We start from the raw sequence: 10640 nt of genomic DNA, 5'->3' as shown, positions 1-10640 counted from the left end.
CGGAGCCCAGACCCGGCGCTGGATCGAGATCAACGGCACCCGGCACCAGATCTCCCGGCCTACCCTCGTGCTGGGCCGCAGCACCGAGGCGGACGTACGGATCGACGACCCCGGCGTCTCCCGCCGGCACTGCGAAATCCGGGTCGGCACCCCCGCGACCATTCAGGACCTGGGGTCGACCAACGGCATCGTGGTGGACGGACAGCACACCACTCGCGCTACGCTCCGCGACGGCTCACGGATCGTCGTGGGCAGCACCACCATCGTTTATCGGCAAGCCGAAGGGTGAAGCGGGGGCAATGTCAGAGCTGACCCTCACGGTCATGCGGTTGGGTTTCCTCGCCGTACTGTGGCTGTTCGTGATCGTGGCCGTTCAGGTCATCCGCAGTGACCTCTTCGGCACCCGGGTCACCCAGCGTGGCTCCCGCCGGGGCGGTCCCGAGCGGCAGCCGCAGCGTGCGCAGGCCCAGACCGCGCCCCCGCAGCAGCGACAGCAGCAGACGGGCGGGCGCCGGGCCGACCGGCGCGCGGACCGGGGCCGCCGCGGCGCCCCCACCAAGCTCGTGGTCTCCGAGGGCTCCCTCACGGGCACCACGGTCGCCCTCCAGGGCCAGACCATCTCGCTGGGACGCGCCCACGACTCCACGATCGTGCTGGACGACGACTACGCCTCCAGCCGGCATGCCAGGATCTACCCCGACCGCGACGGCCAGTGGATCGTCGAGGACCTGGGTTCGACCAACGGCACGTATCTCGACCGCACGCGGCTGACCACCCCGACCCCGATCCCGCTCGGCGCGCCGATCCGCATCGGCAAGACCGTCATCGAGCTGCGGAAGTAGTAGGACCATGACGACCGGAGGGTGGGCAGCGTGGCTGGGAAGGGGCTGTACCCGGAGCCGACGGGCGAGGTGCGCATGAGTCTGTCACTGCGCTTCGCCGCCGGATCGCACAAGGGCATGATCCGGGAGGGCAACGAGGACTCCGGTTACGCCGGCCCGCGCCTGCTCGCCATCGCCGACGGCATGGGCGGCCAGGCCGCGGGCGAGGTCGCCAGCTCCGAGGTGATCTCCACCCTCGTCCAGCTCGACGACGACGTCCCCGGCTCGGACATCCTGACCTCCCTCGGCACCGCCGTGCAGCGCGCCAACGACCAGCTGCGCGTGATGGTCGAGGAGGACCCCCAGCTGGAGGGCATGGGCACGACCCTGACCGCCCTGCTGTGGACCGGCCAGCGGCTCGGCCTCGTGCACGTCGGCGACTCCCGCGCGTACCTGCTGCGCGACGGCGTCCTCACCCAGATCACCCAGGACCACACCTGGGTGCAGCGGCTGGTGGACGAGGGCCGGATCACCGAGGAGGAGGCCACCACCCACCCGCAGCGCTCCCTGCTGATGCGCGCGCTGGGCAGTGGCGACCACGTCGAGCCCGACCTCTCGATCCGCGAGGTCCGCGCGGGCGACCGCTATCTGATCTGCTCCGACGGCCTGTCCGGCGTCGTCAGCCACCAGACGATGGAGGAGACCCTCGCCAGCTACCAGGGCCCCCACGAGACGGTCCAGGAGCTGATCCAGCTCGCCCTGCGCGGCGGCGGTCCCGACAACATCACCTGCATCGTCGCCGACGTCCTCGACGTCGACGGCGGCGACACCCTCGCCCAGCAGTTCAACGACACCCCGGTGATCGTCGGCGCGGTCGCCGAGAACCAGCTGCAGCTGGGCGTCGACGGCGCCATGCAGACCCCGGCCGGGCGGGCCGCCGAGCACGCCCGCGCCAACCGGCCCACGCCGGTGCAGCAGCCCGGCGGCGCCTTCGGCCCGCCCGGCAGCGGCGACGGCGGCATGGGCGGCACGCCGGACGGCTCGTTCGGCGCCTTCATGGACGAGGACTTCGTCAAGGCGCCCGGGCGCGGCCGGTGGCTCAAGCGGTCGCTGATCCTCGCCGTCGTCCTCGGCGTCGTCGCGGGCGGCCTCTACGGCGGCTACAGCTGGACCCAGACGCAGTACTACGTGGGCGCCAAGGACAACAACCACGTGGCGGTCTACCAGGGCATCAACCAGGACCTGGCGTGGGTCAGCCTGAGCAAGCTCTACCGGGACCACCCCGAGATCGAACTCAAGTACCTGCCCGTCGACCAGCGCAGCCGCGTCGAGGACACCATCGCCCTCGACAGCCGCGAGAAGGCGGAGCAGAAGGCCAAGGACCTCGCCCTGCTCGCCGGCGCCTGCAAGAAGGAAGACGAGCGGCGCAAGGCCGAGCAGCAGCAGCGCGAGAAGGAGAAGCAGAGCGGCGACCGGGCCGGCGGTGCCGTGGGCGACCTCCCCAAGGACCCCAAGGACCCGAAGACCGACGCCAAGCCGGGAGCCACCGGCCTCTCCGCCCAGGCAAGTCCGGTGCCCAGCCCGGTCCCCACCCTCACCGAGGAAGAGCAGAAGTTGGTCCCGCAGTGCAGCGCTCAGCAGTGAAGCCGTAGGGGGCCATCAACTCATGTCAGCCATGCCATCCATGCCATCCAGCGCCGGCAACACGACCGCGACGACCACCATCAGCACCGTGGGCCCGCCCAGCCGGCGCAACACCGAGCTCGCCCTGCTCGCGTTCGCCGTCATCCTGCCGTGCTTCGCCTACGCCAACGTCGGCCTCGCGATGAACGGCGAGATGCCCTCCGGCATGCTCGGCTACGGGCTGGGCCTCGGCCTGCTCGGCGGCGTCGGCCACCTCGTGGTGCGCAAGTTCGCCAGGTACGCCGACCCGCTGCTGCTGCCGCTGGCCACCCTGCTCAACGGGCTCGGCCTCGTCATGATCTGGCGGCTCGACCAGTCGGAGCGGCTGGCGCGCCTGGCCAAGGCGCAGGGCTTCACGTTCCAGGCGTCGGCGCCCAACCAGCTGATGTTCTCGGCGTTGGGCATCGCGCTCTTCGTCGGTGTGATCATCTTCCTGAAGGACCACCGCATCCTGCAGCGCTACACCTACATCTCGATGGTGGTCGCGCTGGTCCTGCTCATCTCCCCGATCTTCTTCCCCGGCAAGTTCGGCGCGAAGATCTGGATCGTCATCCCCGGCCTCGGCTCGATCCAGCCCGGTGAGTTCGCGAAGATCATTCTGGCGATCTTCTTCGCCGGCTACCTGATGGTGAAGCGCGACGCCCTGGCGCTCGCCAGCCGCCGCTTCATGGGGCTGTACCTGCCGCGCGGCCGCGACCTCGGCCCGATCCTCGCCGTCTGGGCGCTCAGCCTCGTCGTCCTCATCTTCGAGACCGACCTGGGCTCCTCGCTGCTGTTCTTCGGCATGTTCGTCGTCATGCTGTACGTCGCCACCGAGCGCACCAGCTGGATCGTCTTCGGCCTGCTGATGTCGGCGGGCGGCGCGGCCGTCGTCGGCTCCGTCGAGCCGCACGTCAAGGTCCGTGTGATGGCCTGGCTGCACCCCTTCGCGGTCTACGACAACCCGCGCCCCTCCTGGGCCACCACCGAGCAGATCGCCCAGGCCATGTTCGCCTTCGGCTCCGGCGGCGTCTTCGGCACCGGCTGGGGCCAGGGCGCCTCCGACCTGATCCAGTTCGCCGCCAACTCCGACTTCATCTTCGCCTCCTTCGGCGAGGAGCTCGGTCTGGCCGGCGCCATGGGCCTGCTGCTGGTCTACGGCCTGATCGTCGAGCGCGGCATGCGCACGGCCCTCGCCGCCCGCGACCCCTTCGGCAAGCTGCTCGCCACCGGCCTCGCGGCCGCCTTCGGCATCCAGGTCTTCGTCGTGGCCGGCGGCGTCATGGGCCTCATCCCGCTGACCGGTATGACCATGCCGTTCCTCGCCCAGGGCGGTTCGTCCGTGATCGCCAACTGGGCGCTGATCGCCATCCTCATGAAGATCAGTGACACGGCGCGGCGCCCGGCCCCGGCCCCCGCCCCGTCCACAGACGCCGAGATGACCCAGGTGGTCCGCCCGTGAACAAGCCCGTACGCAGGATCGCGATCTTCTGCGGCCTCCTCGTTCTGGCCCTGCTGCTGCGGGACAACTGGCTGCAGTTCGTCCAGGCGGACGAGCTCAAGACGCACAAGAACAACCGCCGCGTCGACATCGCCCGCTACAGCCAGCCCCGCGGCAACATCATCGTGGACGGCCAGGCCATCACCGGCTCCGTGGAGACCGGCGGCGTGGACTTCAAGTACAAGCGGACGTACAACGACGGCCCCATGTGGGCGCCCGTCACCGGCCGCTCCTCGCAGGTCTACGGCGCCACCCAGCTGGAGAAGCTCTACGACAGCGTCCTCATCGGCGACGACGACCGCCTGTTCTTCAACCGCACCGTCGACATGATCACGGGCAAGGGGAAGAAGGGCGGTGACGTGATCACCACCCTGAACAGCAAGGCCCAGAAGGCCGCCTTCGAGGGCCTGGGCGACAAGAAGGGCGCCGTCGCGGCCATCGACCCGCGTACCGGCAAGATCCTCGCCCTGGCGTCCACGCCGTCCTACGACCCGTCGAAGATCGCGGGTGCCAACGACGGCAAGGAATGGTCGTCGCTGGACGGCGACAAGAACAAGCCCATGCTCAACCGGGCGCTGCGCGAGACCTACCCGCCGGGTTCGACCTTCAAGGTCGTGACGGCCGCCGCGGCCCTGGAGAACGGGCTGTACAAGGACGTCGACTCCAAGACGAACTCGCCGCTGCCCTGGACGCTGCCGGACACGGTCACGCCGCTGAAGAACGAGGGCGACATCCCCTGCAAGGACGCCTCGCTGCGGGTGGCCATGCAGTGGTCCTGCAACACCGTCTTCGGCAAGGTCAGCGCCGACCTCGGCAACAAGAAGATGATGGAGCAGGCGCAGAAGTTCGGCTACAACAACGACAAGCTCGACACGCCCGTCCGCGCCGCCCAGAGCATCTACCCCAAGGACAACCGTCCGCAGAACGCCATGGACGGCATCGGTCAGGCCTCCAACCGCGCCACGCCGCTGCAGATGGCCATGGTGGCCGCTGCGGTCGCCAATGACGGCAAGCTCATGGAGCCGTACATGGTCGACAAGGTGCGCGCCCCCAACCTCAATGTGATCGAGACGCACCAGCCGAAGCAGATGTCCCAGCCGATGTCGCGGGACACGGCGCGACAGCTGCAGTCGGCCATGGAGACGGTGGTCAACGAGGGCACCGGCAAGAACGGCCGGATCTCCGGCGTCACGGTCGGCGGCAAGACCGGAACCGCTCAGCACGGCGTGGCCAACAGCGAGAACCCGTACGCCTGGTTCATCTCCTACGCCAAGGCCGCCAACGGCTCTCCCGTCGCGGTCGCCGTCGTGATCGAGGGTTCGGACACGATGCGTGACGACATCGCCGGTGGCGCGCTCGCCGCGCCGATCGCGAAGAAGGTCATGGAGGCGGTGCTCAGCACCTCGAAGTGAGGCCGCTCACCTCCGCGTCCGGCGACGCGGGTGACGGTACCGGTCGTGTATCAGGTGGCCGTCGCGGCCGGAAGGGGCGCGACGTGCCGGGTACGGTATGCCGGACAGCACACCGCCGGACGTAGTGAAGGTGCGGTCAGGAAAACGGAAGGGCTGGAGCTATGGAAGAGCCGCGTCGCCTCGGCGGCCGGTACGAGCTGGGCTCGGTGCTCGGCCGCGGTGGCATGGCCGAGGTCTACCTCGCCCACGACACCCGGCTCGGCCGCACCGTCGCCGTGAAGACGCTGCGGGTGGACCTCGCCCGCGACCCGTCCTTCCAGGCCCGGTTCCGCCGTGAGGCCCAGTCGGCCGCCTCGCTCAACCACCCGTCGATCGTCGCCGTCTACGACACCGGCGAGGACTACGTCGACGGCGTCTCGATCCCGTACATCGTCATGGAGTACGTGGACGGGTCGACGCTGCGCGAGCTGCTGCACTCCGGGCGGAAGCTGCTGCCCGAGCGGTCGCTGGAGATGACCATCGGCGTCCTGCAGGCGCTGGAGTACTCCCACCGGGCCGGCATCGTCCACCGCGACATCAAGCCGGCCAACGTCATGCTGACCCGCACCGGCCAGGTCAAGGTCATGGACTTCGGCATCGCCCGCGCGATGGGCGACTCCGGCATGACCATGACGCAGACCGCGGCCGTGATCGGCACCGCCCAGTACCTCTCCCCGGAGCAGGCCAAGGGCGAGCAGGTCGACGCGCGCTCGGACCTCTACTCGACCGGCTGCCTGCTCTACGAGCTGCTGGCGGTGCGGCCCCCGTTCATCGGCGACTCCCCCGTGGCCGTCGCCTACCAGCACGTCCGGGAAGAGCCGAACCCGCCGAGCGTCCACGATCCCGAGATCACGCCCGAGATGGACGCCATCGTCCTCAAGGCGCTGGCCAAGGACCCGGACTACCGCTACCAGTCGGCCGACGAGATGCGCGCCGACATCGAGGCGGCCCTGGAGGGCCAGCCCGTCGCCGCCACGGCCGCCATGGGCGCCGTCGGCTACGGCGCGGACGCCCCGACGACCATGCTCCGCCCCCAGGCCCCGCAGCAGGGCCCGGGCCAGACCTCCATGCTGCCGCCCGTCCGCGATGACGACGGCGGGTACGGCGGCTACGACGACGGCAGCGGCCGGCGGCACGGCGGAGGCGGCGGCAAGAAGAGCAACCTGTCGACGATCCTGCTGATCGCCGCGGGCGTGCTGGTGCTGGTCGGTGCGATCTTCATCGGCAAGTCGCTCTTCAGCGGCAGCGGCAACGCCTCCAAGGTCTCGGTGCCCAACCTCGTCGGGCAGTCGCTGAAGGACGCCCAGCAGCAGGGCGTCAACGGCGACTTCAAGGTCGTCGAGAACGGCACGGAGACCTGCGAGCAGCCCAAGGGCAAGATCTGCAGCCAGGACCCGACGGGCGGCGGCAAGATCGACCGCGGTGGCGAGGTCAAGGTCAAGACGTCCGAGGGCGCGGCCAAGGTCGAGGTCCCCGACGTCACCGAGAAGCAGCTGGAGAACGCCCGGCAGATCCTGGAGTCCAAGGGCTTCCAGGTCAGCACCAAGACCAAGGTGACCGACGGCGTCACCGCGGGCACGGTCCTCTCGCAGAACCCCAAGGGCGACACCAAGGCCGAGAAGGGCTCCGAGGTCACCCTGACCGTCGCGGAGTCCAAGCCGACCAAGACGGTGCCGTCCGTGGTGGGCCAGAACGTCGAGGCCGCGAAGAAGCAGCTGCAGGACAACGGCTTCAAGGTCACGGTGAACGAGGAGGACGCCCCCGGGCAGGCCCCGGGCACGGTCACCAAGCAGAGCCCCGACGGCAACACCCAGGCCGCCCAGGGCTCCACGGTCACCCTGACCGTGGCCAAGGGCTCGCAGAACGTCGCCGTCCCGGGCGTGCTGACGCACAAGCTCAAGGACGCCAAGAAGGAGATCGAGGGCGCGGGCCTGAAGGTCGGCAACATCATGGGCCCGCAGGACGACAACGCCGTCGTGCAGACCACGAACCCGATGCCGGGCACCCAGGTCGCCAAGAACACCCCGGTCGACGTGACGACCACGGCGGGCCTCCCGGGCGGTGACACGGGCACCCCCGGCACCCCCGGCGGTGACCAGGGCACCAACGGCGACACCGGCTTCATCGGCGGCGGCTTCATCGGCGGCCGCCGGCACTGACGCCGTACCGGAACGGCGAACGCCGGGTGAGCTGGATCTCCAGCTCACCCGGCGTTCGGCTGCTCCCGGACTACCGCAGTTCCCTGGGCTTGGTGCGCTCCGCGTCGACCTTCTCTGTGCGCTCCAGCTCCGCCCAGACGATGTAGCGGTAGTCGGAGGTGTAGACCGGCGTGCAGGTCGTCAGGGTCAGATAGCGGCCCGGCCTGGTCGCGCCGGACTCCTTCGGGACCGGGTCGAGGACCTGGACGTTGTACTTCGAGGTCTCCTTCAGCTCCGCGTAGACCTTGTAGACGTACCAGACGTCGCGCGTCTCGAAGACGACCCGGTCGCCGGTCCTCACCTTGTCGATGTTGTGGAACTTCGCGCCGTGCCCGTCCCGGTGGGCGGCCAGGGTGAAGTTGCCCTTCTCGTCCCAGGGCATGGCGGCCTTGACCGGGGAGCGGTAGAAGCCGGCGACGCCCTCGTTGAGGACGTCGGTGGCGGTGCCGCTCTTGACCAGGACCTCGCCGTTCTTCATGGCCGGCACGTGCAGGAAGCCGATGCCGTCCTTGGTGTCGAGGGCGCCCGGGCCCTTCTTCGCCCAGGTGTTGCGCACCGCGTGGCCCTGGCGCTTGGCCTCGCGGTCGGCGAGGACGTTCGTCCACCACAGGGAGTAGACGACGAACAGGGCCATGACCACGCCCGCCGTGATCAGCAGTTCGCCGATGACGCTCACGGCAACGGCGAGGCGCCCCCGTCCCCGGTCTGTCCGTGCCACAGACGTTCGTCCCCCGCTTCGCAGTTCTTCGCGCGTTTCCCGCGTGTCTCAGTTGACGAGCGCATCCGGCTTTCCCTTGCTCCGGGGCCGCTCGTCGACCATCTTGCCCCACACGATCAGGCGGTAGGTACTGGTGAACTCGGGGGTGCAGGTGGTGAGGGTGATGTAGCGGCCGGGGCCGCGGAAGCCGGAGCCGGCCGGGACAGGGGCGATGACCCCGACGTTCGCCGGTGGCGTCTGCTCCAGACGGGTCGTCATCTCATAGGTGTAGAAGGCGCTGCGCGTCTCCACCACGATCTTGTCGCCCGGCTTCAGGCGGTTGACGTAGCGGAACGGTTCGCCATGGGTGTTGCGGTGCCCCGCGAGGGCGAAGTTGCCCTTCTCGTCCCACGGCATCGCGGTCTTGAGGGGGCCCTCGCCGTAGTGCCCGACCATGCCGCGGTCGAGGATCTTCTGTTTGCCGACGCCTTCGGCGATCGGGGCCTTCACGTCCAGCGCGGGGATGTAGATGATCGCGAAGCCCTCGCCGGGCGAGAACGCCCCGGCGTCCCGGTCGGCGCCCTGCTCCTCCTCGTCCCAGCGGCTCTGCAGGTGGTGGGCGGCGCCGCCGGCCTGCTGCAGGGCGCGGACATTCGTCCACCACAGCTGGTAGGCCACGAACAGCAGCATCACCAGGCCGGCCGTGATGAACAGCTCGCCCGTGAAACGGCACAGCAGCACGCGCAGGCTGCCCCTGCGCGCCCGCCGGGCCGCATGCCGCCGCGCGGCACGCCCCCCGGTCCGTACGGGCCGGGGCACCGTCCGGGACGACGGCACCTCCACCCGGCGCAGCTCCATGGTCGCCCGGTCCTCGGGCGGCAGGGGCTGCGATACGACCCGCGGGGGTGTGGTCACGCCCCGGCCTTGCCCACCACCGGGGCCAGGCCCGCCGATCGCTCCACCGCCGTGGTGTCACCGCAGGCGACCAGCCAGTTGGCGAGCATCCGGTGGCCCCACTCGGTGAGCACGGACTCGGGGTGGAACTGCACCCCCTCGACCGGCAGGTCGCGGTGGCGCAGGCCCATCGCGATGCCCGACTCGGTCCAGGCGGTGATCTCCAGCTCGTCCGGCCAGTGCTCGCGCTCGACGGCCAGGGAGTGGTAGCGGGTGGCGGTGAAGGGCGAGGGGAGGCCCTGGAAGACGCCCGCGCCCTCGTGCGTCACCAGCGACGTCTTGCCGTGCAGCAGCTCGGGCGCCCGCCCGACCACGCCGCCGTACGCGACGGCCATGGACTGCATCCCCAGGCAGACCCCGAAGACGGGGATGCCGTGCTGCGCGCAGTGCCGCACCATGTCGATGCACACGCCCGCCTGTTCCGGGGCTCCCGGCCCGGGGGACAGCAGGACGCCGTCGAAGCCGTCCTGGGCGTGGCCGAGCTCGACCTCGTCGTTGCGCCGCACCTCGCACTCGGCGCCTAGCTGGTAGAGGTACTGGACGAGGTTGAAGACGAAGCTGTCGTAGTTGTCCACGACGAGGATGCGCGCACTCACTGGTTGACCGCCATTCCGTTGTCGACCGTCACGTCGTTGAACGGCAGCAGTGGTTCCGCCCAAGGGAAGACGTACTGGAAGAGGGCGTAGACGACCGCCAGTACGAGAACCAGCGAGATCAGTGTCCGCACCCACGCGTTGCCCGGCAGATGCCGCCAGATCCAGCCGTACATGCCGTCCCCACTTGCCGATGACGTAGTCGAAATTGCAGCACCAGACTAAGGGGCGGGCGGGGCCCGAGGGGGTTAGCCGGACAAAGCCCCGGGTCGGCCCCGCGCCGCGGGCGAGGTCGCGTCGAGGTGGGCCCAGACGATCAGCCGGTGGCTGTGGCCCCACTCCGGTTCGCAGGTGGTGAGGGTCAGGTAGCGGCCGGGGCCGCGGAAGCCGGAGCCGGCGGGGACGGGGCCGATGACGCCGGTGTCGTCGGGCCGGGTGCGGTACGGGCGGCCGTCGACGCGGTACGTGAACCACGTCGTGCCGTCGCCCACCACCACGGCGTCGCCCGGGCGCAGCTCGTCGAGGTCCTTGAACGGGTCGCCGTAGGTGCGGCGGTGGCCGGCGACCGCGAAGTTGCCGCTCTCGCCGGGCCGCGCCGTCCGCTCGTAGTGGCCGAGGCCCTTCTTGAGGAGCCCGGTGCCCGTGCCCTCCAGGACGGGTTTGGCCCAGCCGGCGCCGAAGCGGGGGATGTACATGACGGCGAAGGCCTCGCCGGGGCGGGCGGGGGCGACCTGCTGCCGCGCGGGCGCGGCCTGCCCCGCGC

At 70.1% G+C, this 10640-nt stretch carries 11 protein-coding genes; 6 read left to right on the top strand and 5 right to left on the bottom strand.

Features of this window, described 5'->3' with window-relative positions; genetic code table 11:
* The 6 genes from V7793_RS26055 to pknB all read left to right on the top strand — a co-directional run.
* Positions 1–289: FHA domain-containing protein (locus V7793_RS26055; RefSeq protein ID WP_336010484.1), on the top strand; the 289-nt coding region annotated here is incomplete at its 5' end.
* Positions 290–299: 10 nt separating this feature from the next.
* Positions 300–842: an FHA domain-containing protein FhaB/FipA gene (locus V7793_RS26050; protein ID WP_168092648.1), complete on the top strand. Its 543-nt coding sequence runs from the start codon at positions 300–302 to the stop codon at positions 840–842.
* A gap of 75 nt (positions 843–917) precedes the next feature.
* Positions 918–2465 carry a Stp1/IreP family PP2C-type Ser/Thr phosphatase gene (locus tag V7793_RS26045; protein ID WP_336010482.1) on the top strand — a complete coding sequence of 516 codons (1548 nt, stop codon included), beginning with the start codon at positions 918–920 and terminating at the stop codon, positions 2463–2465.
* 40 nt (positions 2466–2505) lie between these two features.
* Positions 2506–3945 (top strand): FtsW/RodA/SpoVE family cell cycle protein, encoded by a 1440-nt coding sequence (locus tag V7793_RS26040; protein WP_336010480.1) that lies wholly within the window; start codon positions 2506–2508, stop codon positions 3943–3945.
* On the top strand, positions 3942–5396 hold the full coding sequence (locus tag V7793_RS26035) for a penicillin-binding transpeptidase domain-containing protein (protein ID WP_336010478.1): 1455 nt from the start codon (positions 3942–3944) through the stop codon (positions 5394–5396). The genes V7793_RS26040 and V7793_RS26035 overlap by 4 nt, the downstream gene beginning before the upstream one ends.
* Before the next feature lie 161 nt (positions 5397–5557).
* Positions 5558–7594: a Stk1 family PASTA domain-containing Ser/Thr kinase gene (pknB, locus tag V7793_RS26030; RefSeq protein WP_336010476.1), complete on the top strand. Its 2037-nt coding sequence runs from the start codon at positions 5558–5560 to the stop codon at positions 7592–7594.
* 70 nt (positions 7595–7664) lie between these two features.
* Here the strand turns inward: pknB and V7793_RS26025 are convergent, their stop codons facing one another.
* The 5 genes from V7793_RS26025 to V7793_RS26005 form a co-directional block, all read right to left on the bottom strand.
* Complete coding sequence (locus V7793_RS26025; protein WP_336010474.1) at positions 7665–8351, bottom strand: class E sortase; 687 nt, start codon at positions 8349–8351, stop codon at positions 7665–7667.
* A 48-nt stretch (positions 8352–8399) separates the two neighbouring features.
* A complete protein-coding gene (locus V7793_RS26020) occupies positions 8400–9245 on the bottom strand; it encodes a class E sortase (protein WP_443057996.1) in 846 nt (281 codons plus the stop codon).
* Positions 9242–9880 carry an aminodeoxychorismate/anthranilate synthase component II gene (locus tag V7793_RS26015; RefSeq protein WP_058047348.1) on the bottom strand — a complete coding sequence of 213 codons (639 nt, stop codon included), beginning with the start codon at positions 9878–9880 and terminating at the stop codon, positions 9242–9244. Before V7793_RS26015 ends, V7793_RS26020 begins: the two co-directional genes overlap by 4 nt.
* Positions 9877–10053 carry a hypothetical protein gene (locus V7793_RS26010; protein ID WP_168092637.1) on the bottom strand — a complete coding sequence of 59 codons (177 nt, stop codon included), beginning with the start codon at positions 10051–10053 and terminating at the stop codon, positions 9877–9879. The genes V7793_RS26015 and V7793_RS26010 overlap by 4 nt, the downstream gene beginning before the upstream one ends.
* A 72-nt stretch (positions 10054–10125) precedes the next feature.
* Positions 10126–10640, bottom strand: a 515-nt coding sequence (locus V7793_RS26005; RefSeq protein ID WP_336010471.1) for a class E sortase, incomplete at its 5' end; no start/stop codon positions are given.

The sequence above is a fragment of the Streptomyces sp. KLMMK genome (assembly GCF_036961605.1).
In the GTDB taxonomy this organism is placed as follows: Bacteria; Actinomycetota; Actinomycetes; order Streptomycetales; family Streptomycetaceae; genus Streptomyces; species Streptomyces telluris.
The sequence above is the reverse complement of the archived record's forward strand: the minus strand, read 5'-3'. Positions and strand labels throughout refer to the sequence as shown.

Bases quoted from the DNA above. Each gene is read 5' to 3' on its own strand.
- V7793_RS26050 (WP_168092648.1), top strand. From the start codon at position 300: ATGTCAGAGCTGACCCTCACGGTCATGCGGTTGGGTTTCCTCGCCGTA.
- V7793_RS26045 (WP_336010482.1), top strand. From the start codon at position 918: ATGAGTCTGTCACTGCGCTTCGCCGCCGGATCGCACAAGGGCATGATC.
- V7793_RS26040 (WP_336010480.1), top strand. From the start codon at position 2,506: ATGCCATCCAGCGCCGGCAACACGACCGCGACGACCACCATCAGCACC.
- pknB (WP_336010476.1), top strand. From the start codon at position 5,558: ATGGAAGAGCCGCGTCGCCTCGGCGGCCGGTACGAGCTGGGCTCGGTG.
- V7793_RS26010 (WP_168092637.1), bottom strand. From the start codon at position 10,053: ATGTACGGCTGGATCTGGCGGCATCTGCCGGGCAACGCGTGGGTGCGG.